28 protein-coding genes are annotated in these 24,181 nt (G+C 58.2%); 12 read left to right on the forward strand and 16 right to left on the reverse strand.

What is annotated here, in order from left to right; all coding sequences use genetic code 11:
- Positions 1–80: 80 nt before the first annotated feature.
- Positions 81–773, reverse strand: a complete 693-nt coding sequence (locus ACVCAM_RS15600; protein ID WP_021242092.1) for a response regulator — start codon at positions 771–773, stop codon at positions 81–83.
- Entirely contained in the window at positions 763–2,388 is a 1,626-nt protein-coding gene (locus ACVCAM_RS15605) for an ATP-binding protein (RefSeq protein ID WP_023294533.1), read from the reverse strand. Before ACVCAM_RS15605 ends, ACVCAM_RS15600 begins: the two co-directional genes overlap by 11 nt.
- 344 nt (positions 2,389–2,732) lie before the next feature.
- On the opposite strand from ACVCAM_RS15605, the gene ACVCAM_RS15610 reads away from it, so the two are divergent.
- Genes ACVCAM_RS15610 through citG form a run of 8 tightly spaced genes read left to right on the forward strand, consistent with a single transcriptional unit; the run spans position 2,733 to position 10,044 of the window.
- Positions 2,733–4,094 (forward strand): 2-hydroxycarboxylate transporter family protein, encoded by a 1,362-nt coding sequence (locus ACVCAM_RS15610; RefSeq protein WP_021242090.1) that lies wholly within the window; start codon positions 2,733–2,735, stop codon positions 4,092–4,094.
- A 17-nt stretch (positions 4,095–4,111) separates the two neighbouring features.
- Complete coding sequence (locus ACVCAM_RS15615; RefSeq protein WP_126288421.1) at positions 4,112–4,975, forward strand: fumarylacetoacetate hydrolase family protein; 864 nt, start codon at positions 4,112–4,114, stop codon at positions 4,973–4,975.
- A gap of 13 nt (positions 4,976–4,988) precedes the next feature.
- A complete protein-coding gene (gene citC / locus ACVCAM_RS15620; protein WP_126288423.1) occupies positions 4,989–6,011 on the forward strand; it encodes a [citrate (pro-3S)-lyase] ligase in 1,023 nt (340 codons plus the stop codon).
- A 16-nt stretch (positions 6,012–6,027) separates the two neighbouring features.
- Positions 6,028–6,321 carry a citrate lyase acyl carrier protein gene (citD, locus tag ACVCAM_RS15625; protein WP_008499773.1) on the forward strand — a complete coding sequence of 98 codons (294 nt, stop codon included), beginning with the start codon at positions 6,028–6,030 and terminating at the stop codon, positions 6,319–6,321.
- A complete protein-coding gene (gene citE, locus ACVCAM_RS15630; RefSeq protein ID WP_023326048.1) occupies positions 6,318–7,193 on the forward strand; it encodes a citrate (pro-3S)-lyase subunit beta in 876 nt (291 codons plus the stop codon). Before citD ends, citE begins: the two co-directional genes overlap by 4 nt.
- Before the next feature lie 10 nt (positions 7,194–7,203).
- On the forward strand, positions 7,204–8,727 hold the full coding sequence (citF, locus tag ACVCAM_RS15635; RefSeq protein ID WP_407223639.1) for a citrate lyase subunit alpha: 1,524 nt from the start codon (positions 7,204–7,206) through the stop codon (positions 8,725–8,727).
- Positions 8,724–9,263, forward strand: coding sequence for a citrate lyase holo-[acyl-carrier protein] synthase (citX, locus tag ACVCAM_RS15640; RefSeq protein ID WP_045351703.1), 540 nt, complete (start codon positions 8,724–8,726; stop codon positions 9,261–9,263). Before citF ends, citX begins: the two co-directional genes overlap by 4 nt.
- Positions 9,241–10,044 (forward strand): triphosphoribosyl-dephospho-CoA synthase CitG, encoded by an 804-nt coding sequence (citG, locus tag ACVCAM_RS15645; protein WP_126288427.1) that lies wholly within the window; start codon positions 9,241–9,243, stop codon positions 10,042–10,044. Before citX ends, citG begins: the two co-directional genes overlap by 23 nt.
- Positions 10,045–10,123: 79 nt before the next feature.
- Here the strand turns inward: citG and ACVCAM_RS15650 are convergent, their stop codons facing one another.
- The 4 genes from ACVCAM_RS15650 to mutY all read right to left on the reverse strand — a co-directional run bounded on the left by ACVCAM_RS15650 (position 10,124) and on the right by mutY (position 14,151).
- Entirely contained in the window at positions 10,124–11,380 is a 1,257-nt protein-coding gene (locus tag ACVCAM_RS15650; protein ID WP_008499767.1) for a nucleoside permease, read from the reverse strand.
- A gap of 218 nt (positions 11,381–11,598) precedes the next feature.
- The gene (gene mltC, locus ACVCAM_RS15655) at positions 11,599–12,675 is read right to left on the reverse strand and encodes a membrane-bound lytic murein transglycosylase MltC (protein ID WP_021242082.1); all 1,077 of its coding nucleotides are present in this window, start codon (positions 12,673–12,675) and stop codon (positions 11,599–11,601) included.
- 124 nt (positions 12,676–12,799) lie between these two features.
- Entirely contained in the window at positions 12,800–13,072 is a 273-nt protein-coding gene (locus ACVCAM_RS15660; protein ID WP_008499765.1) for an oxidative damage protection protein, read from the reverse strand.
- Between the two features lie 26 nt (positions 13,073–13,098).
- Positions 13,099–14,151 carry an A/G-specific adenine glycosylase gene (gene mutY / locus ACVCAM_RS15665; RefSeq protein ID WP_407223638.1) on the reverse strand — a complete coding sequence of 351 codons (1,053 nt, stop codon included), beginning with the start codon at positions 14,149–14,151 and terminating at the stop codon, positions 13,099–13,101.
- Between the two features lie 144 nt (positions 14,152–14,295).
- On the opposite strand from mutY, the gene trmB reads away from it, so the two are divergent.
- The 3 genes from trmB to ACVCAM_RS15680 are packed head-to-tail and all read left to right on the forward strand — an operon-like array spanning position 14,296 to position 16,114.
- Complete coding sequence (gene trmB / locus ACVCAM_RS15670; protein WP_023294526.1) at positions 14,296–15,015, forward strand: tRNA (guanosine(46)-N7)-methyltransferase TrmB; 720 nt, start codon at positions 14,296–14,298, stop codon at positions 15,013–15,015.
- On the forward strand, positions 15,015–15,341 hold the full coding sequence (locus ACVCAM_RS15675) for a YggL family protein (RefSeq protein WP_003862421.1): 327 nt from the start codon (positions 15,015–15,017) through the stop codon (positions 15,339–15,341). The genes trmB and ACVCAM_RS15675 overlap by 1 nt, the downstream gene beginning before the upstream one ends.
- 56 nt (positions 15,342–15,397) lie before the next feature.
- A complete protein-coding gene (locus tag ACVCAM_RS15680; protein WP_008499762.1) occupies positions 15,398–16,114 on the forward strand; it encodes a YggN family protein in 717 nt (238 codons plus the stop codon).
- 189 nt (positions 16,115–16,303) lie between these two features.
- Here the strand turns inward: ACVCAM_RS15680 and hemW are convergent, their stop codons facing one another.
- The 5 genes from hemW to ACVCAM_RS15705 are packed head-to-tail and all read right to left on the reverse strand — an operon-like array spanning position 16,304 to position 19,624.
- Entirely contained in the window at positions 16,304–17,452 is a 1,149-nt protein-coding gene (gene hemW, locus ACVCAM_RS15685; RefSeq protein ID WP_039024092.1) for a radical SAM family heme chaperone HemW, read from the reverse strand.
- Positions 17,445–18,038: an XTP/dITP diphosphatase gene (locus ACVCAM_RS15690; RefSeq protein WP_025912468.1), complete on the reverse strand. Its 594-nt coding sequence runs from the start codon at positions 18,036–18,038 to the stop codon at positions 17,445–17,447. Before ACVCAM_RS15690 ends, hemW begins: the two co-directional genes overlap by 8 nt.
- A 3-nt stretch (positions 18,039–18,041) precedes the next feature.
- Entirely contained in the window at positions 18,042–18,338 is a 297-nt protein-coding gene (yggU, locus tag ACVCAM_RS15695) for a DUF167 family protein YggU (RefSeq protein WP_008499758.1), read from the reverse strand.
- Positions 18,335–18,901, reverse strand: coding sequence for a YggT family protein (locus tag ACVCAM_RS15700; RefSeq protein ID WP_008499757.1), 567 nt, complete (start codon positions 18,899–18,901; stop codon positions 18,335–18,337). The genes yggU and ACVCAM_RS15700 overlap by 4 nt, the downstream gene beginning before the upstream one ends.
- 21 nt (positions 18,902–18,922) lie before the next feature.
- Positions 18,923–19,624 (reverse strand): YggS family pyridoxal phosphate-dependent enzyme, encoded by a 702-nt coding sequence (locus ACVCAM_RS15705; RefSeq protein ID WP_008499756.1) that lies wholly within the window; start codon positions 19,622–19,624, stop codon positions 18,923–18,925.
- A gap of 17 nt (positions 19,625–19,641) precedes the next feature.
- On the opposite strand from ACVCAM_RS15705, the gene ACVCAM_RS15710 reads away from it, so the two are divergent.
- Positions 19,642–20,622: a type IV pilus twitching motility protein PilT gene (locus ACVCAM_RS15710; protein ID WP_025912467.1), complete on the forward strand. Its 981-nt coding sequence runs from the start codon at positions 19,642–19,644 to the stop codon at positions 20,620–20,622.
- Positions 20,623–20,632: 10 nt separating this feature from the next.
- Here ACVCAM_RS15710 and ruvX read toward each other — a convergent pair whose 3' ends face one another.
- The 5 genes from ruvX to endA all read right to left on the reverse strand — a co-directional run bounded on the left by ruvX (position 20,633) and on the right by endA (position 24,149).
- A complete protein-coding gene (ruvX, locus tag ACVCAM_RS15715; protein ID WP_021242076.1) occupies positions 20,633–21,049 on the reverse strand; it encodes a Holliday junction resolvase RuvX in 417 nt (138 codons plus the stop codon).
- Positions 21,049–21,609, reverse strand: coding sequence for a YqgE/AlgH family protein (locus tag ACVCAM_RS15720; protein WP_008499752.1), 561 nt, complete (start codon positions 21,607–21,609; stop codon positions 21,049–21,051). The genes ruvX and ACVCAM_RS15720 overlap by 1 nt, the downstream gene beginning before the upstream one ends.
- An 82-nt stretch (positions 21,610–21,691) precedes the next feature.
- The gene (gene gshB / locus ACVCAM_RS15725) at positions 21,692–22,639 is read right to left on the reverse strand and encodes a glutathione synthase (protein WP_008499751.1); all 948 of its coding nucleotides are present in this window, start codon (positions 22,637–22,639) and stop codon (positions 21,692–21,694) included.
- Positions 22,640–22,658: 19 nt separating this feature from the next.
- Positions 22,659–23,390, reverse strand: a complete 732-nt coding sequence (gene rsmE, locus ACVCAM_RS15730; RefSeq protein ID WP_021242075.1) for a 16S rRNA (uracil(1498)-N(3))-methyltransferase — start codon at positions 23,388–23,390, stop codon at positions 22,659–22,661.
- Positions 23,391–23,441: 51 nt separating this feature from the next.
- Entirely contained in the window at positions 23,442–24,149 is a 708-nt protein-coding gene (endA, locus tag ACVCAM_RS15735; protein WP_021242074.1) for a deoxyribonuclease I, read from the reverse strand.
- Positions 24,150–24,181 lie beyond the last annotated feature (32 nt).

Here is a 24,181-nt window from a genome sequence, read left to right on the forward strand (position 1 = left end):
CCGAACGTAGGCCGGGTAAGCGTTAGCGCCACCCGGCGATTTGCCCGGTGGCGCAAGCTTACCGGGCCAACAATATCGCTTCAGGCTTCTGCGCGGCGGTACATCCTCCTTGGATGCCCAATCTTGCCGTACAGCATCTCCACCGTCAGAAAACCCGCCTCCACGCAGTGCTCCAGATAGCGACGGGTGGTGGTTTTACTCAATCCCGTCTCGCTCACCACCTCATCCACGGTAAAGCAGTGCGTTGCCTTGTCGTTAAACAGCGACTGCACCCGCGCCAGCGTGTTTTCCTCAATGCCCTTGCTGCCGTTGTCCTGGCGGTAGTTTTTCGCCTGAAGCTGATAGAGCGAATCGACGTTCTGCTGGTCGACAATCTTCCAGACGCGCTGCTGTTCGGCAAACTGCACAAACCGCTCCAGCGACTGGCTGAGCCGCTTCCAGGAGACGGGTTTGAGGATGTAGTCGAACGCGCCGTTGCGGATCGCCTGGCTGCAGGTGTCCATATCGCTGGCGGCAGTAATAAAAATGACCGAGCAGTTGGCGCGGGCCAGCATGGGGTTATTGATCAGCGAGATCCCTTTGCCGTCCGGCAGATAGTTATCCAGCAGCACCAGCTGCGGCTGTTTGCTTGCAAGCTCTGCCTGGGCCGCAGCCAGCGACGAGGCAATGCCCACCAGCCTCAGACGCGGATGCTTGCTTATCAGCTCCGCGTGCAGTTGCGCCAGCTCGTTCTCGTCTTCAACAATCAGTACGTCGATAAGTTCATGTTGCATAGTCGGTGTCTTCCAGTTGCCGGGCGGTTCCCGTGGCCGGGATAAACAGGGAGAAAATGGCGCCGCGCGGGATATTATCGGCAACTTCTATCGCGCCGCCAGCCTGTGTGACATAGCTTTCGATCAGATACAGACCAATCCCATGATCGCCGCGCGTTTTGGTGGTGATGCCGCGCTCAAAGATCCGCTCACGGATCTCCGGCTTGATGCCAACGCCCTGGTCGGCCACTTCAATAATCAGCTCCTGGTCGCTGAGCTTTATCAGCACCTCCACCGGCGCGTGGGGAAGCGGCGACCGCTGCGTCGCTTCGATAGCGTTATCCAGCAGGTTGCCAATAATCGAAATCAGCTCTTGCTCCCCCAACGGCAGGAACGGCCTGTCCAGCCGACAGGCCGGGTCGAAACTCAGCTCGACCCCTTTCTCCCGCGCGCGGGCGGCTTTCCCCAGCAGCAGGCCGCACAGGGTCGGGGAGCTGAAGCGCGAAGAGATAAAGTCCAGCAGCTCCTGAGCGTGTTCAGACTGCGCCTGAATGTAGCCAATCGCCTCCTCATAGCGGCCCATATGCAGCAGACCGGAGAGGGTGGTCATCCGGTTTAACTGCTCATGACGCATGATGCGAAGGTTATCGACGTAGCGTTTGACCTGGCTGAGCTGGGCGCTCAGCGAGTCGATCTCGTTGCGATCGCGGAAGGTGATCACCCAGCCCTGCAGCGATCCCTCAAGCATGATGTGGACCCGGCTGGCAATCACCGTGAGATCGTTAAAACGGCAAATCTCATCATGGGTATCTTTCGCCAGCATCGTCTGCGTGTCGAAGAACGGGACCGGATCGATCACCTGGCTTATCAGCTGCCCGCGAAGCTCGCGGGCCGGCTGGCTCAGCCCCAGCAGCTTGCGCGCCGCCTGGTTGATGACTTCAATCCGCCTTTGATCGTCAATGGCAATTACGCCTTCATAAATAGACTCCATCAACGCCTTCTGCTGGCGCACCAGCAGGCCGATCTCTCGCGGCTCGAGGGAGAAGATCTGCTTCTTAATACTGCGGGTAAAGAACCAGGAGAAGATAAAGAGAGCAATCAGCAGCAGCACCGCGGCAATCAGGATATTGACCACTTTACTGACGGTAATGGTGTCCAGGTAGCTGGTGAGATAGCCGACCGAAACAATGCCGACCACCTGTCCGGCAGCGTTGAAGATGGGGGCCTTACTGCGCAGCGAAATACCCAACCCGCCTTTGCGGATGGTGGTGGTGCTTTTACCCTGCAATACGGCTTCGTTGTCACCGCCTACCAGCGTGGTGCCCACTCTGTCGGCGAAGACGGAGTGAAAAAGATGCTGGCCCTTATTATCACCAATCACAATAAAGCTGGCGTCACTGTGCGCAGAAATCTTCTGCATAAAATCATGGATGGCGGCGATATTCTTTTGTTCAACTTCATGTCGCAATGTTGGAATAAGCGCAATCTCTTCAGCCTGTATTTTGGCGCGCGTACTCATTTCCTGATAAAGCTGTTTCCCGACATCGGCATAATAATATCCGCCCAGTAACGCAAAAAGCACTGAGAAAAAGGCAACCAGCGAAATAAACAGCTTTATCTGAAAAGAGACTTTCATAACTCTCACGCAAGGTAGCGACAAAGAACGCCAATATATCATCTTTTTTCGCGCGGACGTCCGCTTTGCCGAAAACTTGTGATCCCTTGCACAGCGGGCGTTGTAAAAGCGTTATCCCAAAGACGGGTGGCCTCTGGCTGCACGAATAAATGTTATTTGTTTGTTCAATTCAGAAAAGAAACCATAAAAACCACGGCCATAAATAAGGCGTAAATCACATTAAATAAAAGAAACCATTAAAACCATAGCTGCCATTAAAACTTCGCTTTTAATATGCCATTCCTCACATAAAGTAAGCCTTTGTGACTCTAAGCTGAACGCACAAAATAACCAAGGGGCTTATTATGAGCACAACTGACGATTCTTTCTCTGTTACCCACGACCCGATTGAAATTCAGCGACCTTCGCTTAAAGAGCGCTGGTGGCATATTATGGATACCTGGAAAATCGGGATTATTCCTCTGCCGCTGTTCGTTCTGGCGGGCGCGCTGATCGCCATTGATTGCCTGGGCGGAAAACTGCCGAGCGATATCGTGGTGATGGTGGCGACGCTGGCCTTCTTCGGCTTTGCCTGCGGTGAGTTTGGCAAACGCCTGCCGATTGTCGGCAAGCTCGGCGCGGCGGCGATTTGCGCCACCTTTATCCCTTCCGCGCTGGTCTATTATGGCCTGCTGCCGGACGTGGTGGTCGAGTCTACGACCAAGTTCTACAAATCCACCAACATTCTCTACCTCTATATCTGCTGCATTATTGTCGGCAGCATCATGAGCATGAACCGCACGGTGCTGATTCAGGGCTTCCTGCGCATCTTCTTCCCGATGCTGTGCGGCGAAATCGTCGGCATGCTGGTGGGGATGGGCGTCGGCCTGGCGCTGGGTCTTGAGCCATTCCAGATCTTCTTCTTTATCATCCTGCCGATCATGGCGGGCGGCGTCGGGGAAGGGGCAATCCCGCTTTCCATCGGCTATGCCACCCTGCTGCATATGGACCAGGGCGTGGCGCTCGGACGCGTGCTGCCGATGGTCATGCTCGGCGGTCTGACTGCCATCATCATCTCCGGCTGCCTGAACCAGCTGGGCAAGCGTTATCCGCACCTGACCGGTGAAGGCCAGCTGATGCCTAACCGCGCCAATGCCGATGCCACCGTCTCTCAGCCTGCGTTCTCCGGCAAAGCGGATGTGACCACCATCGCCTCCGGCGCGCTGCTGGCGGTGCTGCTCTACATGCTGGGCATGCTCGGCCACAAGCTGATTGGCCTGCCTGCGCCGGTCGGCATGCTGTTTATGGCGGTGCTGGTGAAGCTTTGCAACGGTGCTTCTCCACGTCTGCTGGAAGGCTCGCAGGTGGTGTACAAATTCTTCCAGACCTCTGTGACCTACCCGATTCTCTTTGCCGTTGGCGTGGCCATCACCCCATGGCATGAACTGGTGGCCGCCTTCACGCTGACCAATCTGCTGGTGATTATCAGCACCGTCTCCGCGCTGGTGGCGACCGGGTTCTTCGTCGGCAAAAAGATTGGCATGCACCCGATTGATGTCGCCATCGTCTCCTGCTGCCAGAGCGGCCAGGGCGGTACCGGCGACGTGGCGATCCTGACCGCAGGCAACCGCATGAGCCTGATGCCGTTCGCCCAGATTGCTACCCGTATCGGCGGGGCGATTAACGTCTCCATCTCACTGCTGATTCTGGGCAACTTCCTCGTTTAAGTTTTCAGGAAAGAACAATGAAACTCGCAAGCTTTTTATACCAGGGAAAACGCAGCTACGGCATCGTCCAGGCCGACGGCGTGATTGATTTGGGCCGCCGTCTGGGCGACCGCTACAGCGACCTTAAGGCGCTGCTGCAGGGCAACGGGCTGGCGCAGGCCACCCGCTATCTGAACGATGCCGTGGACGTGCCGCTGAGCGCCATCACCTTCTTACCGGTGATTGAGCAGCCGGAAAAAATCCTCTGCGTGGGCATGAACTACGCCGACAAGCGCAAGGAGTTTGACCAGCACAACCCGGCCCCGACGCTGTTTGTCCGCTTCCCGGACTCACAGACCGGCCACAACGAGCCGGTGCTGAAGCCGCGCCACTCCAGCGAATTCGACTACGAAGGCGAGCTGGCGGTGATCATCGGTAAAGGCGGAGAGAACATCAGCCGCGACGATGCCCTGCGCCACGTGGCGGGCTACAGCTGCTACATGGACGGCTCCGCCCGCGACTGGCAGCACACCTGGTTCACCGCCGGTAAAAACTGGCGTCAGACCGGCGCGTTTGGCCCGTGGATGGCGACGGCGGATGAGATCCCCGATCCGCACCAACTGGCGATTCGCACCTGGCTGAACGGCCGCATGGTGCAGGAAGACAACACCAGCAGCATGATCCACAAGGTTGCAGAGCTGATCGAGTACATCAGCACCTTCACCCGCTTAAGTCCTGGCGATGTGATCATCACCGGATCCCCTGGCGGGGTGGGTAAAAAGCGTAACCCGCCGCTGTTTATGAAAGAGGGCGATCGCATTGAGGTGGAGATTGAGCATATCGGTCATCTGAGCAACGTGATCGTGGAAGCGCCAGCCGTCGGGCTTGCGGCAGCACATTAAGTAAGGCGGCAACATGCACTCGCAACCCATCGATTTTCGCCACACGCTGGTGGCGAAACATCCGGAACGCTTAAGTCAGATCCGTTATCTGCTGGCAGACAGCGGCCTTGGTCTGGACAACGACATCACGCTGTTCGTCGAAGCCTGGTCCGGCTCGCAGCTGGTGGGTTGCGCAGGGCTTGCCGCCAACGTCATCAAGTGCGTAGCGGTTAACGAGCAGCTTCGCGGCGAGAACCTCAGCGCGCGGCTGCTGGCGGAGGTGCAAAATGCGGCGCTGGAGCGCGGCCATTTTCACCTCTTCCTCTGCACCCGGCCGTGCAACCGGGAGCGCTTTGCCCGCAGCGGCTTCTGGCCTATCGCCCAGAGCGAGAACAACGCGGTGCTGATGGAAAACACGCCGCAGGGGATCGAACGCTACTGCCGTTCTCTGCGCGCGAGCCGCAGGTGTGGGGAGAATATTGGCGCCATCGTGATGAACGCCAATCCGTTTACCCTCGGCCACCGCCATCTGGTGGAGCAGGCGGCGGCGCAGTGTGACGCCCTGCATCTGTTCGTGGTGCGCGAAGACGCGTCGTTCTTCCCGTTCAGCGCGCGTCTCGAGATGGTGCGCGCGGGCGTGGCGCATCTGCCGAACGTGGTGGTGCATGAAGGCTCGCAGTACATCATTTCCCGCGCCACGTTTCCGGCCTACTTCCTGAAGGAGACCGGCAAGGTGCAGCAGGCGTGGAGCGAGATCGACGTGCTGATCTTCCGGGACTTCATCGCCCCGGCGCTCGGCATCACGCACCGCTTCATCGGCTCGGAGCCGTTCTGCGACATCACCCGCCAGTACAACCAGACGCTGCACGACCTGCTGGCCTCGCATATCGAGGTGGTGGAAATGCCGCGCATCAAGGCCACCGGTAACGCCATATCGGCGTCCGAAGTGCGCCGCTTACTGAAGACACAGCAGTTTTCCCGGATCCGGGAGATTGTCCCGGACTCCACCTTCACGCATCTCGAAACGCATTACCGTGCGAGTGCGGAAGTCGCTTAACTACCAGGAATTTATCATGAAAATTGTAAGGGAGGCGCTGGCCGGAACGCAGGAGTCCAGCGACCTGATGGTGAAAATTGCTCCCGCTCACGGTGAGCTGGAGATCGTCATCCACAGCGAAGTGATTAAGCAGTTTGGCGAACAAATTCGCCAGGTGGTCAACGACACATTGCGCGCCATGAACGTGCACCAGGGATTAATCATTATTGAAGACAAAGGGGCGCTGGACTGTGTGATCCGCGCCCGCCTGCAAAGCGCGCTGATGCGTGCCGCCGATGAACAGGCCATCAACTGGGGGGCGCTGAAATGAGCAAACTCCGCCGCAGTATGCTGTTCCTGCCAGGCGCTAACGCCGCCATGCTCTCTACCGCCTTTATCTACCGTCCCGACTCTATCATGTTTGACCTTGAGGACGCCGTTGCCCTGCGCGAGAAGGATACGGCGCGCATGCTGGTGTTCCACGCGCTGCAGCACCCGATGTATCAGGATATCGAAACCGTGGTGCGCATTAACCCGCTGAGCACGCCGTTTGGTCTGCTGGATCTGGAAGCCGCAGTGCGGGCCGGCGTGGACGTGATCCGTCTGCCGAAAACCGATACTCCGGACGACATTTACGAGCTGGAGGGCCACCTCGAGCGCATCGAGCAGGCGTGCGGCCGTGAGGTCGGCTCCACCCGCGTGATGGCGGCGATTGAATCGGCCATTGGCGTCATTAACGCCGTGGCGATTGCCCGCAGCTCTCCGCGCCTCATCGGCATTGCGCTGGCCGCCTTTGACTACGTGATGGACATGCAGACCGAGCGCGGCGACGGCACCGAGCTGTTCTACGCCCGCTGCGCCGTGCTGCACGCCGCCCGCGCGGCGGGTATCGACGCCTTCGACGTGGTGTGGTCAGACGTTAACGACGAGGCCGGGTTCCTGCGTGAGGTCGATCTGATCCGCAAGATGGGCTTCAACGGCAAATCGCTGATTAACCCGCGCCAGATTGACCTGCTGCACAACGCCTACGCCCCGACGCAGGAAGAGGTGGATCACGCCAGAAGGGTGATTGAGGCGGCAGAAGAGGGCGAGCGTAACGGCCTGGGCGTGGTGTCGCTCAACGGCAAAATGGTGGATGCACCGATTATTAACCACGCGCAGGTGGTGCTGGAGCGCGCGGCGGCCTCCGGCGTGCGTCGGTAAGGATAAGACAATGAATCAGACTGAACTTCTTCACGTGAATTTTCCCCATCTGCGGGACTTAAAACCGTTTGATACCGCCCACAGCGCCACGCCGTGGCTGGCGGACAGCGATGCGAAGCACAGCCGCAAGCTGTGTGCCTCCATTGAAGAGGCGGTTAAACGCTGCGGCCTGCATGACGGGATGACCATCTCCTTCCACCATGCGTTTCGCGAAGGCGACCGGGTGATCAACACCGTCGTGGCGCTGCTGGCGCGGATGGGCTTCAAAAACCTGACGCTGGCCTCCAGCTCGCTGATGACCTGCAACGACGCGCTGATCGAGCATATTGAAAGCGGCGTCATCACCCGGATTTACACCTCGGGCATGCGCGGCAGGCTGGCAGACGCCATCTCCCACGGGCTGATGGACGAGCCGGTGCAAATTCACTCCCACGGCGGGCGCGTGAAGCTGCTCCAGGACGGCGAGCTGAATATCGACGTGGCGTTTCTCGGCGTGCCGTGCAGCGATGCGTTTGGCAACGCCAACGGGACGCACGGAAAATCGTGCTGCGGCTCGCTGGGCTACGCCATGGTGGACGCGCACTTTGCCCGCAAAGTGGTGCTGCTGACCGAAGAGCTGGTGCCGTTCCCCAATATGCCCGCCAGCCTGGTGCAGGACCAGGTGGACTACATCGTGCAGGTGGAGAGCGTGGGCGACCCGGCGAAAATCAGCGTCGGCGCGGCGCGCGTCACCAGCAACCCGCGCGAGCTGATGATTGCCCGCTATGCGGCGGATGTGATCGAGCATTCCGGCTACTTTAAACCGGGCTTCTCGATGCAGACCGGCTCCGGCGCGGCGGCAACGGCCTGCACCCGCTTTATGGAAGAGAAGATGGAGCGCAGCGGCGTGAAGGCGCGCTTTGCTCTCGGCGGCATCACCGGAAGCCTGGTGGATCTGCACGAGAAGGGGCTCATCGAAAAGCTGCTCGATACCCAGTGCTTTGACGGTCAGGCGGCGGCCTCGCTGGCGCGTAACCCGAACCACGTGGAGATCTCCACCAACGTCTACGCCAACCCCGGCAGCAAGGCGGCAAGCTGCGACCAGCTCGACGTGGTGATCCTCAGCGCCCTGGAAATCGACGTCGAGTTCAACGTCAACGTTATCACCGGCTCCGACGGCGTGATGCGCGGCGCGTCCGGCGGGCACTGCGACGTGGCCGCCGCGGCGAACCTGACCATTGTGGTCGCGCCGCTGCTGCGCAGCCGCATTCCGACGGTGGTGAAGCGCGTTACCACGCGCCTTACGCCGGGGGAGAGCATCGATGTCCTGGTTACCGATCACGGCATCGCGGTCAACCCGGCGCGCCCCGAAATCCGCGAGCGGCTGCTGGAAGCCGGGCTGAAGGTTGTGGATATCAACGCGCTGTATGAACGGGCGATCTCCCTGACCGGCGTCCCGAAACCGATTGAGTTCACCGACAAAATCGTCGGGGTGATCCGCTACCGCGACGGCAGCGTGATCGACACCGTGCGACAGGTGAAGGAGGAAGTATGACTTTAGCGACACCCGTGCGGGCGGGTGTCAGCCTTGACGAACTGCTGGCGGCGAAAGAGCGCCGCGCAGCGCGCCAGGCTGACATGCTTGAGCACTATCAACAACCGGTGATCTCCCTCACGCTGGTCACGCCAGGGGAAATCAAGGACTGCCTGCGCTACCGCAATACCATGGGCGTGGCGCTGCAGATGTGCGACCAGCTGCTGTGGGAAAACCGTTGGCAGGTGCTGGACCGCCAGGTGCTGTGGCTCCCGACCGGGCCCGAAGCCCTGTGGTGCGTGGCCCATCCGGCGGTGGAAATCAAAGCGCACTGTGCGGATCTGGAGCAGACGCACCCGCTCGGCAGGCTGTGGGATCTGGACGTGATTTGCCCTCAGCACGGCCACGTCGGGCGTCAGTCGCTGGGGGCGAATCTCAGGCGCTGCCTGATCTGCGACGCGCCCGCCCACGCCTGTTCCCGTTCGCGCAACCACCCCGTTGAGCAGGTGGTTTCCCGCGTGGAGAAGACGATCGATGACTGGTTTGCTCGCGACTAAACCGCGCCCGGCTGACGTGCCCGCGCTTGCCGAAGCGGCGCTGTGGCAGGAGCTGGAGCTGACGCCCAAGCCGGGGCTGGTGGACAGGCTCAACAACGGTTCCCATCGCGATATGGACCACGCGCTGTTTGTCCGCAGCATTGCGGCGATTACGCCGTGGTTTTCGCGCTTTGCCGAGCTGGGCAGCGCGCATGCGGATAAACCGGCTGGGGAACAGCTACGACTTCTCCGCCCGATGGGGCTGGCCTGCGAGCAGGCGATGTATGCCGCGACGAACGGAGTGAACACCCACAAGGGCGGGATTTTTGCCCTGGGTTTACTGTGCTTCGCCGCCGGGCGTGTGAAAAATGTCTCCGCAGAGAGCCTCTGCTGTGAGGTGAGTAACATCTGCCGCGGGCTGGTGTCGCGGGAGCTGGCCGCACGCAGCGGACAGGCGACGGCGGGCGAGCGGCAGTTTAAGCAGTACGGCTTAACCGGCGCGCGCGGTGAGGCGGAGAGCGGCTTTGCGACGGTGCGTCAGGCGCTGGCGCAGTGGAATGGACATTCACTTCACGGCCTGCTGTTGCGTCTGATGGCCGTCAATCAGGACAGCAATCTGGTATCTCGCGGTGGCATGGAAGGGCTGCGCTACGTTCAGGGCTACGCGCGGGAACTGCTGGCTAACGGCTGGGACCGCGAGGCGTTGATCAGAATGGATAACGCACTGATTGAACGGAACCTGAGCCCGGGCGGCAGCGCGGATTTATTGTCGGTAGGGTGGGTGCTGTCTGGAATAAAATAGCCGGGTGGCGGCTTCGCCTTACCCGGCCTACGGTCTGGTTTTGTAGGCCCGGTAAGCGCAGCGCCACCGGGCACTACAATCAATGCGCGATCGGCTGCGCACCGTGTGGTTCACGCACGTGCTTGTACTTGAACAGTGCGATGAACGCGAAGAACAGCACCAGCGAGTACGCCGCGAAGATCAGCCACACCGGCTGCCAGTTGGTGATGCCGTTGGTGGTGTACATCTCAACCACTTTACCGCTCACCACGCCGCCCAGAATACAGCCGAAGCCGTTGGTCATCATCAGGAACATACCCTGCGCGCTGGCGCGGATTTCAGGCTTCACTTCTTTTTCCACAAACACCGAACCGGAGATGTTGAAGAAGTCGAAGGCGCAGCCGTAAACAATCATCGACAGCACCAGCAGCACGGTGCCGAACGGGCTTGGGTCGCCGTAGGCGAACAGACCGAAGCGCAGCATCCACGCCGCGATACTGATCAGCATGACGTTCTTGATGCCGTAGCGGCTCAGGAAGAACGGGATGGTCAGGATGAACAGCGTCTCAGAGATCTGAGAGATGGACATCATCACCGACGCATGCTCAACGATAAAGCTGCCGGAGAACAGCGGATTGTTATCGAAGCTGTGCAGGAAGGTGTTGCCGAACATGTTGGTGATCTGCAGCTCCGCGCCCAGCAGCATGGAGAAGATGAAGAAGATCGCCATGCGTTTGTTTTTGAACAGCGCGAAGGCATCCAGGCCGAGCATGGTGCTCCAGCTCTGGTTTTTCTGCTGGTTAGACACCGGAATGGTTGGCAGCGTCAGGGTGAAGATCGCCAGCAATACGGAGAGCGCCGCACCGATATAGAGCTGCATATGGCTCAGTTCGAAGCCCGCGAAGCTCACGCCCCACATCGCCATGATAAAGCCGATGGTGCCCCAGATACGGATTGGCGGGAAATCGGTCACGATATCCATATCCGCGGACTTCAGGCGGTAGTAGGAGATGGTGTTGATCAGCCCAAGCGTTGGCATATAGGCCAGCGAGTTAAGCAGGATCACCATGAACATCGCCCCCGGCGTGGTCACCTGGGCTGCCATAAACAGCGTCCCCGCGCCCACCAGGTGGCAAAGCATGTACAGCCATTTGGCGCTTAACCATTTATCCGCCACGATCCCCAGCAGCGTTGGCATGAAGACAGCCGCAATACCGAGCGAGCTGTAGACGGCACCGATTGACGCACCATCGAACTTGAGCGTCACAAACATATAGGAGCCGAGTGTAGTCAGCCAGCTACCCCACAGGCAGAACTGCAGAAACGACAATATTTTAAGCTGCAGCTTAAGGTTCATGTTACTTTCCTCACAAGTGAGCGGGAGATATGTTGTTATAGAAACATTCAGGGTTGTTATTTGATGCAATTCTATCAGTTGGCAACGATATGTTTTGTTACCTCCCGCAAAAAAATGCAATCCACATTAATTTGCAGTTTGGATTGTGATGCAAATAACATTTTCGTATGGGTGGGGGGAAGCAGAACACCTTCTCCTTGCAGGAGAAGGTGTGCGGATCACCGGCGACGGTAGTTCTTCTGCGCCGTATTCACCTTATACAGATAACGACGGGATTCCGCGGACGGGTGGCGGGTGGTCAGGGTGGCGTAGACATCCCCTGGCGCCATGCTGTTGATGATGTTTGCGGCCTGCACTTTGTCATTTGAGAAGACACGCAGCACGCTGCCCGCGCCGCCGTTATAGGCGGTGATCACCGCATAGCGACGCGACGTCGGGTTGTCGATGCCGCCGAGGTAGACATTGTTCAGCATCGCCAGATAGGCCGTGCCGGTATCAATGTTGCTCTGCGGGTCGAACAGATAGCTGCGGCTCGGCGTGCCGGATTTCCCCTGCGCGCGGAACACGTCTTTACCGGCGCTGTGCTGCACCACCTGCATCAGCCCCAGGGCGTCGGAACGGCTTACCGCATACGGGTTAAACGAGGATTCGGTCTGCATAATCGCCAGGATCAGCGACTCATCCACGCCGTACTTACGCGAGGCCTGACGCACCATGCCCAGATACTTATGCGCACGCTTGTCGAGGTGGTTCGGGACGAGGTTGATGGTGACGCTGTAGATAATCTTCAGACCGTTAGAGCGGCTCTTCAGGCGCGTTTGCAGCAGGTAGTCGGCAAATTTCGTGGCGCGACCTTCCCAGCGGATCGGCTGGCCGGTCTGATCGACGACCTGACCGTACAGGAACGGCTCTTTCGAGATGGTGATATCGTCGGCATCGGAGTAGAGATCGATAGAGCCCGGATCGTCACCCATCAGCAGGGTTTTGATAATGGCCTGACGGAGTCGAGCCGCAGGGTCTGTGCCTGCGATGGTCTCAATCGTGATCGTCCCCTCATCAAAGTTGATGTGGCTACGGGTCAGATAGGCGTCGGTGTACTTAACGTAGTCCTTAGGTCCGGCAATAAGAACTTCGTTAAATCCCCATATGTTCTCGATGTTGTGGGCAAACTGCCCCATCAAAATGTCAAAACCGTTGGTGTCCTTGATCCAGGCTTCGTTGTAATCATCGCCTTTTTTTGACGAACACGAGACGAGCAACGGCGCAACAAGGGCTAGCGCTAAAAGTTTTTTCATCATTCCGGGAGTGCGTGTTGTGTTTGCTTAGTCGTTGCTTTCGCCGGGTGGCGCTGCGCTTACCCGGCCTACAAAACCGTAGGCCCGTGCAAGCGAAGCGCCGCCGGGCAACAGCCGCTCGATGTTATTTTTCCGGTGGCGTATAGCCTTCGATGTGCACGTCTTTACCTTCGAACAGGAAGCTCACCATCTCCTGCTCCAGCAGCTTGCGGTGTTCCGGGTTCATCATGCTGAGTTTCTTCTCGTTGATCAGCATGGTCTGCTTTTTCTGCCACTGTCCCCAGGCTTCTTTGGAGATTTCATTGTAGATGCGTTTACCCAGCTCGCCCGGGTAAAGCTGGAAATCCTGGCCCTCAGCGTCACGCTGCAGGAAAGTACAAAAAATCGTTCTGGCCATACTCATTCCTCTTTTTCTTGTCGATGCTAAACCATTGCACCGGCACGTAATTGCTGTAACAGGCGCTCCACGGGAGCCGCCAGTCCGACTGATGGCGGTTGCGCTAAGTTATACCAGAGAGCGGTGCCTTCATCCATGCACGAGGCGACGGAGGACACGGGAAGCCACATCGGCACAATATCCAGATGGAAATGGCTGAAGGTGTGGCGAAACGCGGTCAGCTGCGTCAGGTTATCGGCAGCAATCCCGCGCTGTTTAAGCCATTCACGCAGCAAGTCTTCATCTTCAAACTGTGGGAAGCAGTATAGACCACCCCACAGACCGCTCGGCGGACGCTGGGCGAGGAAGACCTCATCGCCGTGCTGCATCAGCAGCATATAGCCGGTGCGCTCCGGCAGCGTCTGTTTGGGTTTCTTGCCCGGATACTGCGCCCAGGAATGGTTGGCATACGCCACGCAGAGGTTATTCACCGGGCAGAGTTCGCATTTGGGTTTTGAGCGCGTGCAGACCATGGCGCCGAGATCCATCATCGCCTGGTTGAAACGCTCGACGCCGTTGGCTGGGGTAACCGCTTCACTGATTTCCCAGAGGCGTTTTTCAACATCCTTCTTCCCCGGCCAGCCGTCAACGGCATAGCAGCGTGCCAGCACGCGCTTCACGTTGCCGTCGAGGATCGGGAAATGCTTGCCTAAAGACAGGGAGAGAATAGCGCCTGCGGTCGAACGCCCGACGCCGGGTAAGTCCGCCACCTCGTCGAAATTTTCCGGGAATTTCCCGTTGTGGCGCGTCGCAACCTGCTGAGCGGCCTTGTGCAGGTTGCGCGCGCGGGCGTAATAGCCAAGCCCGGTCCACAGGTGCAGCACCTCGTCAAGCGGGGCGTTGGCCAGATCGGTGACCGTCGGGAAGCGCGCCATAAAACGCTCGAAGTAAGGGATCACCGTGGCGACCTGCGTTTGTTGCAACATCACCTCGGAGAGCCATACTTTGTACGGCGTTTTTTCAATTTGCCAGGGCAGGGTTTTACGCCCGTATTTGTCGTACCAGTCCAGCACCTGGGCTGAAAATTGAGAGGCTTGCATGGTCATCGATTCGCATAATCAGGGACGCAGATTGCAGCACAGCGTCAATCTGCTGTAAACCGGATCTTTCCCATGCTTGCATAGAAGCCTTAACTTTGGATAATGCCCGTTTCCCGAACATTCTCACAAGCAGACAACTCTTTTATGAAAAACGACGTCATTTCACCGGAATTTGATGAAAACGGTCGCCCGCTGCGCCGTATTCGCAGCTTTGTCCGTCGTCAGGGCCGCCTGACAAAAGGTCAGCAACACGCGCTGGACAACTACTGGCCGGTGATGGGCGTTGAGTTCAGCGAGCAGCCTCTGGATTTCAGCGAGCTGTTTGGCCGCGACGCGCCGGTCACGCTGGAAATTGGCTTCGGTATGGGCGCCTCGCTGGTGACCATGGCGAAAGCGCGCCCGGAGCAGAACTTCCTCGGTATCGAAGTCCACTCCCCGGGCGTCGGTGCGTGTCTGGCAACGGCCCATGAAGAGGGCGTTGAGAACCTGCGCGTGATGTGTCACGACGCGGTGGAAGTGCTGCACAAAATGATTCCTGACAATTCTTTAACCATGGTTCAGCTCTTTTTCCCTGACCCGTGGCACAAAGCGCGTCATAATAAACGCCGTATCGTTCAGGCGCCGTTTGCCGAGCTGGTTAAAAGCAAGCTGAAGCTGGGCGGTGTCTTCCATATGGCGACCGACTGGGAACCGTATGCGGAACATATGCTGGAAGTGATGTCGTCGCTCGACGGTTATAAAAACCAGTCTGCGAATAACGACTATGTACCGCGTCCGGAATCGCGTCCGGTAACGAAATTTGAACAGCGTGGCCATCGTCTTGGTCACGGTGTATGGGACTTAATGTTCGAGAGGGTGAAATAATGGCAAAGAATCGTAGCCGTCGTCTGCGTAAAAAGATGCACATCGAAGAATTCCAGGAAGTGGGCTTCTCCGTTGCGTGGCGTTTCCCGGAAGGCACCAGCGTTGAGCAGATCGATCAGGACGTGGATGCGTTCATCAACGAGGTGATCGAGCCAAACAAACTGGCCTTCGACGGTAGCGGCTATCTGGCCTGGGAAGGTCTGATCTGCACCCAGGAAGTGGGTAAATGCACCGAAGAACATCAGGCCCTGGTCCGTAAATGGCTTGAAGACCACAAGCTCGAAGATGTCCGCGTCAGCGAACTTTTCGACGTTTGGTGGGACTAATAAAGCAGTCAAGGGCCAGCATTAGCTGGCCCATTTTGTCTGAGGGAGTGTTTAAGATGCGCAAAACGTTGCTGGCAGTTGCTTTGATGGCAACCGGATTCACCGCCCATGCGGATTATCAATGTAGCGTCACCCCGCGTGATGACGTGGTGTTAAGCCCGCAAACCGTGCAGGTCAAAGGCGAGAACGGCAATCTGGTAATTACGCCAGAAGGGAACGTCACCTATAACGGCAAGCAGTACAACCTGACTGCCGCACAGCGCGAGCAGGCGAAAGACTACCAGTCCGAATTGCGTACCGCGCTGCCGTGGATTAATGAAGGTGCCCTGACGCGCGTCGAAAAGAGCCGCGTGGCGCTGGATAAGATCATCACCAAAGAGGTGGGTGAGAGCAGTAACATGCGCACCCGCCTGACGAAGCTGGACAAGCAGCTTAAAGAACAGATGAACCGCATTATCGAGACGCGCTCCGACGGCCTGACGTTCCACTACAAGGCGATCGATCAGGTCCGTGCCGACGGGCAGCAGCTGGTGAACCAGGCGATGGGCGGCATCCTGCAGGACAGCATCAACGAGATGGGCGCCAAAGCGGTGCTGAAAGGCGGCGGTAACCCGCTGCAGGGCGTGCTGGGCAGTCTGGGCGGCCTGCAAACCTCCATTCAGAACGAGTGGAAAAACCAGGAAGATGATTTCCAGCAGTTCGGCAAAGACGTGTGTAAGCGCGTGGTGTCGCTGGAAGATAGCCGGAAGGCGCTGGTGGGGACGCTGAAGTAAGGTCCCCTAACCCTAACCCTCTCCTTTTAGGGTGTACGGTCCGGGGACATGGTAGACAGGTGTTCGGGGACATGGTGAACACTTTTTAACATCCTTTACCCATGGTGATCGACTGTTTCTTCAGGTCGATCATCTCTACACTCTGCCAGCCTTTCCCTCAGCCGGCAGAACGGGATCCAAAATCCTGAATCAGCCTTCAGCTTCTTCGGCGAGGAACAGCTCGAGAAGGGAATTGAGGAACAGTTTGCCGTGCTCGGTGATCTGCCAGTATTCCTCACATTCCGTGAGATACCCCTGCGCCAGCGCTTCGTCGATCTGCGGGCGAATCACCGACTCCGGCAGCCCGGTGTACAGCGCAAACTCAGCGCGCGGCGCGGCTTCCAGCAGACGGAAGCGGTTCATAAAGAACTCAAACGGCTTATCCGCCGCCTCGACGTCGTGCTGACGCTCCAGGTAGCGGCCTTCCATATACCCGCGCGGGTGGCGGGTTTTGGCAGTACGCAGAATACGCCCGTCCGGGAAGGTCACCTTGCCGTGCGCGCCGCAGCCGATGCCCAGATAGTCGCCAAAGCGCCAGTAGTTCAGGTTGTGCTGACACTGATAGCCCGGCTTTGCATATGCCGACGTTTCGTACTGCTGATAGCCCGCAGCGGTTAACAGCTGGTGACCCTGCTCGAAGATATCCCACAGCGCGTCGTCATCCGGCAGCACCGGCGGACGCGAGCCAAACAGGGTGTTGGGCTCGATGGTGAGCTGGTACCACGACAGATGAGGGGGATTCAGCGCAATGGCCTGGCGCAAATCGTCCAGCGCCTCGTCCAGCGACTGATCCGGCAGGCCGTGCATCAGATCGAGATTAAAGCTGCGAAGATTAAGACCGGTCGCCAGGTTTGCCGCGCGCTTCGCCTCTTCCGGGCCGTGAATACGCCCCAGGCGCTTCAGCTTCGGCTCGCTAAAGCTCTGCACGCCGATGGAGATGCGGTTCACGCCCGCGCGCTGATAGTCGACAAAACGGTCGGCTTCAACGGTGCCGGGGTTGGCTTCCATCGTAATTTCAGCATCCGCTGCCAGGTTCAGGCGCGCACGCACGCCGTCCAGCAGCGTTTGCATCGCCGGGCCTGACAGCAGGCTCGGCGTACCGCCACCAATGAAAATGGTCTTAACTTCGCGTCCCTGTGCGTAAGGTACATCGGCATCCAGGTCGGCCAGCAGATGCGCAACGTAGTCATCGTGCGGCACTTCGCCCTTCAGCGCGTGCGAGTTGAAATCACAGTACGGGCATTTTTGCACGCACCACGGGATGTGAATATAAAGACTCAGAGGTGGCAAATTAGCCATTACGCAGTGCTTCCAGTAACAGTTTCAGCGCGCGTCCGCGGTGGGATATCGCGCTTTTTTCTTCGCGGGTCAGTTCCGCAGCGGTTTTGCCCTCGGAAGGGACAAAGAAAATCGGGTCGTAACCAAAGCCGCCGTTGCCAGCCGCTTCACGGGTAATCACGCCCGGCCAGCTGCCGTGGCAGACGATCGGCGTAGGGTCTTCCGCGTGACGCAGATAGACCAGCACGCAGTGGAACTGCGCGGTGCGCTGTTCGTCCGGGACGTCTTTCAGGGCGACAAGCAGCTTTTCCAGATTCTGCTGGTCGGTAGCGTCAACGCCGGAATAGCGGGCAGAGTAGATCCCCGGCGCGCCGCCGAGGGCGTCTACGGCCAGGCCGGAGTCGTCGGCAATCGCGGGCAGGCCCGTAATCTGCGCGGCATGGCGTGCTTTGAGGATCGCGTTTTCGATAAACGTCAGCCCCGTCTCTTCGGCGGAATCCACGCCAAGATCGGTCTGGGCGACCACGTCCAGACCAAAATCATTTAATAGCGAGGCCAGCTCGCGCACTTTACCGGCGTTGCCGGTCGCGAGAACAACTTTCTGCATGGTTTAGTCCTGTTCTGTCAGAGCCGCGACTTCCGTCGGGATAGATTGCGGATTAAGGATTTTTACTTGTTTATGTCGCCCCAGTTCGCCTTTTTCAATGATGACCTGGCTTTTGGCGACGCGAAACTGTTTTGCCAGATATTTGGTCAGATGCGCGTTCGCCTGGCCGTCAACGGGCGGGGCAGTGATGGCGACTTTTAACTCGTCGCCATGCAGTCCAACAATACCGTCACGGCTGGCTTTCGGCTGAATATACAGCCGTAAAACCAGCCCGTCAGCGCAGGTGCTTACGGCACTCATAGCGCCATCCACAGCCCCGGCAGCAGCATATCGCCCGTGGACTGCAGCAGTTCAGCGACCCCCATGTTGATCACATAGAGCAGCAGAACCAGGATCATCGGCGAAAAATCGATGCCGCCCATAGACGGAAGCAGGTTACGGATCGGGCGCAGCAGCGGCTCGGTCAGCTGAATCAAGGCGTACTCCACCGGGCTACGGCCCTGGCTCACCCAGCTCATGATCGCCATGACCAGCAGCACCCAGAAGATCAGCAGACCGATGGTTTTGATCAAAATCAGGACGGCGACAATCCAGATGATCGGCTGGAAGGTGAAGACCATAAACAGCACAATCGCTTTGATAACGCTCAGAATAAACGCCACCAGCAGAGACGAACTGTCGATGGGCCCCATGGCCGGGATAATACGGCGCAGCGGTCCGACAACAGGCTGCGTGATTTTCACGACAAACTGCGAGAACGGATTGTAAAAATCACAGCGGGCCCACTGCATCCAGACGCGCAGCAAAAGCGCCATCGTATACAGCTCAATGACCGTTGAGAGCAGGAAAGTCAACGTCTTCATGGCGTTCCTCAGGTTTCCTTATTATTTTGAGTAGTCGCGCGCACCGAAAATTGCCGTGCCGATGCGCACCATCGTGCTGCCTGCCGCAATGGCGGCTTCCATATCATCCGACATGCCCAGAGAAAGCGTGTCTACCGTGTTATAGCGCGCTTTAAGCGCCTCAAATGCTACAGCCATTTGCTGTGCCACGGCAAACTGCCTTTCATAACTTGACTCAGGCGCCGGGATTGCCATCAAACCACGCAGGCTTAAGCGCGGCAGTTCGGCCACCTCGGCTGCCAGCGCATCCAGCTCGCTCAGCGCAATACCGGACTTGCTGTTTTCATCGCTGATGTTGATTTGAATCAGCACGTTAAGCGCTGGCATCTCTGCCGGACGCTGGTCGTTCAGGCGTGTCGCAATGCGCAGACGGTCAACGGTATGGCACCAGTCGAAGTGCTCCGCCACCAGACGGCTTTTGTTCGACTGCAGTGGGCCGATAAAGTGCCACTGCAGATCCGTCTTCCCCTGTTCCTGGAAGTAGCGAATTTTATCCACGCCTTCCTGGACGTAGTTTTCACCAAACGCCCGCTGGCCTGCGTCAATGGCTTCTGCGATGGCGCTCGCAGGCTTGGTTTTGCTGACTGCAAGCAGCGTAATTTCTTCTGAAGCCCGGCCGCAACGCGTTGCGGCGGCTGAGATTTTGTCCCGGACCTGTGCCAGGTTATGCGCAATGTCGTTCATTTTCCGAGGAGTAGTCTATGGATGTGGAAGAAATTGTGGCCCTTAGTGTAAAGCATAACGTCTCCGATCTACACCTGTGCAGTGATTCGCCACCTCGCTGGCGCAGAACGGGCCGCCTTGAACCGGCACCGTTTCCTTCTCCGGACCTCGGGGCGTTGTTAAAAGCGTGGCTCAACGATGAGCAGCAGGGGATATGGTGGGCCAGCGGGCAGGTGGATTTTGCCGCTACGGTGGCGGGAGGCCAGCGCCTGCGCGGCAGTGCCTTTAAGCAGATGCGCGGAGTCTCTGTGACGCTGCGGCTGTTGCCGCGTACCTGTCCGCAGCTCGCTTCGCTGGGCGCGCCGAGGGCAATCCCGGAACTGTTAACCAATGCGTCCGGGTTGATTCTGGTGACGGGGGCGACCGGCAGCGGCAAATCCACGACGCTGGCGGCGATGGTCGATTTTCTCAACCACCATACTGACGGCCATATTCTCACGCTCGAAGATCCGGTGGAGTTTATCTATCAGAGCGAGCGTTGCCTGATCCAGCAGCGGGAGATCGGCCAGCACAGCCCGTCATTTGCCGATGCGCTGCGCAGTGCCTTACGCCAGGATCCGGACGTGATTTTGCTGGGAGAGCTGCGCGACAGCGAAACGATCCGCCTGGCGCTAACGGCAGCGGAGACCGGGCACCTGGTGCTGGCGACGCTGCACACGCGCGGGGCATCGCAGGCGATTGAGCGGCTGGTCGATACGTTCCCGGCGCAGGAGAAAGATCCGGTGCGTAACCAGCTGGCCGGCAGCCTGCGGGCGGTGCTGGCGCAGAAGCTGGTTCCTGACTTACAGGACGGGCGCGTCGCGCTGTATGAGCTGCTGGTGAATACCGCGGCGGCGGCAAATCTGATACGAGAAGGAAAAACGTGGCAGCTGCCCGGCATTATTCAAACCGGACAGCAGGCAGGCATGCAGAATTTTGACCAAAGCCTGGCGGAGAGACGGGCGCAGGGGCGGCTGTAGGCCCCTGTGCTTAAAAGCCCTGCTCGAAATAGCTTTCGAGGATGATGACGGCAGAAGCGGAGTCCACGCTGCCTTTATTGAGCGCCCGGAAGCCACCGTGCTCAAACAGACCCGCACGCGCTTCGACGGTGCTGAGACGCTCGTCGTGCAGCTTCACGGAGACACCAAAGCGACCATGGATTTTATTGGCGAACTTACGCGCCCGGGCAGTCAGCGGCTGTTCGGTACCGTCCATGTTGAGCGGTAATCCGACAATCACGTCATCCGGCTGCCACTCTTTGAGCAGACGCTCAATGAGGTTCCAGTCCGGCGTACCGTCGTTGGCCTTCAGGGCGGTAAGCGGACGCGCGGTACCGGTGATGCGCTGCCCCACGGCGACGCCGATGCTTTTGGTGCCAAAATCGAAGGCCAGAAGCGTTCCGCTCATCAGGCGTGCCCCGCTACGCCAGGCATGGTCAGGATATCAATGCCAATCAACTTCGCCGCGTCGCGCCAGCGATCGGCAATCGGCGTTTTAAACAGGATATTCATGTCCGCAGGGGCGGTGAGCCAGGCGTTATCGAGGATCTCCTGCTCAAGCTGGCCTTTCTCCCACGACGAATAGCCCAGCGCCACCAGCACTTCAGAAGGCTGCTCTGCGGTGCCCAGCGTTTCGAGCACGTCACGTGAGGTGGTGATGACGGTGTTATCCGAAATTCGAATACTGGAAGAGAACACCGGCGGCGTATGCAGGATAAAGCCGCGATCTTCTGCAAGAGGTCCACCCAGCATCACGGGCTTATCAAGCCGGATCTCCGGCAGTCGGGCTTCAGCCGGGATTTTCAGCTTGTCCAGAATCCCTTCAACCTGAAGATTTTCCAGCGGTTTATTAATGATAATACCCATCGCGCCGTCTTCATTGTATTCACAAATATAAACCACGGCGCGGCGAAAAATCGGGTCCTGGAGAGCAGGCATGGCAATAAGAAAGTGATGCTGTAAATTCATTGTCAGAGGTACTGTTTCCTGGTTTAAAAAGCGACAGCGACCAGTATGCGGAGAAACCCGGGCGCTGTCACTCATTGGTGGGTTATTTCTGCAGGCGTTTTTCGATGGCGTCCATCAGCATTCCGGTGATCGAGACCGGGAATTCCGCTTCAATTTCACGAATGCAGGTCGGGCTGGTGACGTTCACTTCGGTCAGACGATCGCCGATGATATCCAGTCCGACGAAGATCAGGCCTTTGGCTTTCAGCGTTGGGCCGACGCGGCGGGCAATTTCCCAGTCGCTTTCGGTCAACGGACGCGGTTCACCCCGGCCACCGGCCGCCAGGTTACCACGGGTTTCGCCACCCTGCGGGATACGCGCCAGGCAGTAAGGGACCGGTTCGCCATCCACCACCAGCACGCGTTTGTCGCCGTCCTTGATTGCCGGAATATAGTTCTGTGCCATGCAGTAACGGGTGCCCAGTTCGGTCAGGGTTTCGGCAATCACGCCAATGTTCGGGTCGCCTTCTTTCACGCGGAAAATCGACGCGCCGCCCATCCCGTCCAGCGGCTTCATGATGATGTCGCCGTGCTTCTGCCAGAATGCCTTCAACTGCGCCTTGCTGCGGGTCACCAGCGTTTCCGGCGTCAGGTCAGAGAACCAGGCGGTGTAGAGCTTCTCGTTACAGTCGCGCAGGCTCTGCGGCTTGTTGACGATCAGCGTTCCCTTCTCTTCGGCACGTTCGAGAATATAGGTGCAGTAGATGTACTCGGTGTCGAACGGCGGATCTTTACGCATCAGAATGACGTTGAGATCGGCCAGGGCAATGTCCTGCTCTGTGCCAAATTCATACCATTTGTCGTAGTTCTGCTCAACGTTAACGATGCGGGTGCGCGCGCGGGCTTCACCGTTGATCAGGTAAAGATCGTTCATCTCCATATAGTGGAGTTCATAGCCGCGACGCTGCGCTTCCAGCAGCATGGCGAAGCTGGAATCTTTCTTGATGTTGATGTTTGCGATGGGGTCCATCACGATGCCGAGCTTGATCATCTTTCTCTCCAATAATGCGTCAACCCAGATCGCCAAACCGTACCTGTAGCGCGGTAATGGCCGTGAGTGCCGTTGTCTCAGTGCGCAGAACGCGAGGTCCCAACAGAATATCAGTAAACTGGTAACGTGCCGTCATCGCAATTTCGTCCGCCGACAGGCCGCCTTCAGGGCCAATCAGCAGGCGAACGCGCTCAACGGGCAGCGGCAGCGTATTGATGCTGGCGCTGGCGCGCGGATGAAGATTGAGCTTCAGCCCACTGTCCTCTTCTGCACACCACTCCTCCAGATCCATCGCCGGGCGGATCTCCGGAATACGGTTGCGGCCACTCTGTTCGCAAGCCGCGATGGCAATTTTCTGCCACTGCTGGATCTTTTTGTTCAGACGTTCCGCATCCAGTTTAACGCCACAGCGCTCAGAAAAAAGTGGCGTAATGAGGCTTACACCCAGTTCAATGGATTTCTGAATCGTAAACTCCATTTTCTCGCCGCGCGACATCACCTGGCCCAGATGGATATGCAGCGGTGATTCCCGGTCATCCACTTCACCGCGCAGGACGTTCACGTGTACGCTTTTTTTATCCGCCCGCGTGATTTCCGCGTCGAAAACCTGGTTAGAGCCGTCGAACAATTGTATTGCCTGGCCGGCGCCCATGCGCAGCACGCGGCCAACGTGGTTGGCGGCGTCATCAGACAGGGCGATTTCACGGCCTGCGGTAATCAGTTCAGGATGGTAAATGCGGGGAATGCGCATAGTCAGAAATTCCATGTGTCATGCGATATAAGCGAATTGCCGTAGTGTAGGTTAGCTCTTTTGCGCCTGGCAAGCCCGCTGGACGTAAGGGTTGTGATTCCCCTGGACTCTGGCGATACGCTCGTCGCGCTGGCATTCCCACTCCGTCACCGGGTACTGCTTGTCCCAGGCGTTGAACAACTGGGTCTGCTGGCGGGAGAGGTTGAGATCGTAACGGTCACGCATATAGAAATAGGTGCGGGCAATGCTGCCGCGCGCGCGGGCAGGGGGCTCGGCGACTTTCTCTTTAAAATCAATCTTCATACCGCACTGGCCGTACTGACCTTCGCCACCGTTCCACTGGCTGTACATGAAGTTGCCGCGATCGCCGTTCACTTCGCCCACCGCGGGCTGCAGGTTATGCATGTCGCTTTCCATCTGGCGGTAAACCGGATCTTTGGCGCAGTTTTTACGTCCACCATCCTGCCAGCACTGGCGCTGGTGGCCAAACTGCCATGCCGGAACGACATGTTCCCATTCAATACGGCTGGCGCGGTTTTCGTTTTTACGCACCTTGTAGCCGCAGGACTCAAGGTCTACGACCCCTTTTTTACCCTGCCAGTTAATTTTACAGCCGCAGTAGAAATCACCCGGTACGTCAGCGTTGACCTTTACACCGGCCGCTTTGGCCTGAGAGAAACTGTTGATACCGTCGGCCAGGGCGTGGCCTGAGAGCGCCGTCGTCAGAAAGGCGACCGCGAGAGAAAAATTACGGGACATCTTACACTCCGTGTCAAAACGAGCCCGCAACG

The sequence above is a fragment of the Enterobacter sp. CFEC122 genome (assembly GCF_052983755.1).

What these genes read in the sequence shown, in the direction of transcription:
- ACVCAM_RS15660 (WP_008499765.1), bottom strand. Translation starts at nt 13,072, where the DNA reads ATGGCCAGAACGATTTTTTGTACTTTCCTGCAGCGTGACGCTGAGGGC.
- citF (WP_407223639.1), top strand. Translation starts at nt 7,204, where the DNA reads ATGAATCAGACTGAACTTCTTCACGTGAATTTTCCCCATCTGCGGGAC.
- gshB (WP_008499751.1), bottom strand. Translation starts at nt 22,639, where the DNA reads ATGATCAAGCTCGGCATCGTGATGGACCCCATCGCAAACATCAACATC.
- ACVCAM_RS15675 (WP_003862421.1), top strand. Translation starts at nt 15,015, where the DNA reads ATGGCAAAGAATCGTAGCCGTCGTCTGCGTAAAAAGATGCACATCGAA.
- ACVCAM_RS15700 (WP_008499757.1), bottom strand. Translation starts at nt 18,901, where the DNA reads ATGAAGACGTTGACTTTCCTGCTCTCAACGGTCATTGAGCTGTATACG.
- mutY (WP_407223638.1), bottom strand. Translation starts at nt 14,151, where the DNA reads ATGCAAGCCTCTCAATTTTCAGCCCAGGTGCTGGACTGGTACGACAAA.
- ruvX (WP_021242076.1), bottom strand. Translation starts at nt 21,049, where the DNA reads ATGAGCGGAACGCTTCTGGCCTTCGATTTTGGCACCAAAAGCATCGGC.
- citC (WP_126288423.1), top strand. Translation starts at nt 4,989, where the DNA reads ATGCACTCGCAACCCATCGATTTTCGCCACACGCTGGTGGCGAAACAT.
- ACVCAM_RS15680 (WP_008499762.1), top strand. Translation starts at nt 15,398, where the DNA reads ATGCGCAAAACGTTGCTGGCAGTTGCTTTGATGGCAACCGGATTCACC.
- ACVCAM_RS15710 (WP_025912467.1), top strand. Translation starts at nt 19,642, where the DNA reads ATGGATGTGGAAGAAATTGTGGCCCTTAGTGTAAAGCATAACGTCTCC.
- citG (WP_126288427.1), top strand. Translation starts at nt 9,241, where the DNA reads ATGACTGGTTTGCTCGCGACTAAACCGCGCCCGGCTGACGTGCCCGCG.
- ACVCAM_RS15615 (WP_126288421.1), top strand. Translation starts at nt 4,112, where the DNA reads ATGAAACTCGCAAGCTTTTTATACCAGGGAAAACGCAGCTACGGCATC.
- ACVCAM_RS15650 (WP_008499767.1), bottom strand. Translation starts at nt 11,380, where the DNA reads ATGAACCTTAAGCTGCAGCTTAAAATATTGTCGTTTCTGCAGTTCTGC.
- ACVCAM_RS15690 (WP_025912468.1), bottom strand. Translation starts at nt 18,038, where the DNA reads ATGCAGAAAGTTGTTCTCGCGACCGGCAACGCCGGTAAAGTGCGCGAG.
- ACVCAM_RS15705 (WP_008499756.1), bottom strand. Translation starts at nt 19,624, where the DNA reads ATGAACGACATTGCGCATAACCTGGCACAGGTCCGGGACAAAATCTCA.
- hemW (WP_039024092.1), bottom strand. Translation starts at nt 17,452, where the DNA reads ATGGCTAATTTGCCACCTCTGAGTCTTTATATTCACATCCCGTGGTGC.
- ACVCAM_RS15605 (WP_023294533.1), bottom strand. Translation starts at nt 2,388, where the DNA reads ATGAAAGTCTCTTTTCAGATAAAGCTGTTTATTTCGCTGGTTGCCTTT.
- yggU (WP_008499758.1), bottom strand. Translation starts at nt 18,338, where the DNA reads ATGAGTGCCGTAAGCACCTGCGCTGACGGGCTGGTTTTACGGCTGTAT.
- ACVCAM_RS15720 (WP_008499752.1), bottom strand. Translation starts at nt 21,609, where the DNA reads ATGAATTTACAGCATCACTTTCTTATTGCCATGCCTGCTCTCCAGGAC.
- citX (WP_045351703.1), top strand. Translation starts at nt 8,724, where the DNA reads ATGACTTTAGCGACACCCGTGCGGGCGGGTGTCAGCCTTGACGAACTG.
- citE (WP_023326048.1), top strand. Translation starts at nt 6,318, where the DNA reads ATGAGCAAACTCCGCCGCAGTATGCTGTTCCTGCCAGGCGCTAACGCC.
- rsmE (WP_021242075.1), bottom strand. Translation starts at nt 23,390, where the DNA reads ATGCGCATTCCCCGCATTTACCATCCTGAACTGATTACCGCAGGCCGT.
- endA (WP_021242074.1), bottom strand. Translation starts at nt 24,149, where the DNA reads ATGTCCCGTAATTTTTCTCTCGCGGTCGCCTTTCTGACGACGGCGCTC.
- ACVCAM_RS15610 (WP_021242090.1), top strand. Translation starts at nt 2,733, where the DNA reads ATGAGCACAACTGACGATTCTTTCTCTGTTACCCACGACCCGATTGAA.
- citD (WP_008499773.1), top strand. Translation starts at nt 6,028, where the DNA reads ATGAAAATTGTAAGGGAGGCGCTGGCCGGAACGCAGGAGTCCAGCGAC.
- trmB (WP_023294526.1), top strand. Translation starts at nt 14,296, where the DNA reads ATGAAAAACGACGTCATTTCACCGGAATTTGATGAAAACGGTCGCCCG.
- mltC (WP_021242082.1), bottom strand. Translation starts at nt 12,675, where the DNA reads ATGAAAAAACTTTTAGCGCTAGCCCTTGTTGCGCCGTTGCTCGTCTCG.
- ACVCAM_RS15600 (WP_021242092.1), bottom strand. Translation starts at nt 773, where the DNA reads ATGCAACATGAACTTATCGACGTACTGATTGTTGAAGACGAGAACGAG.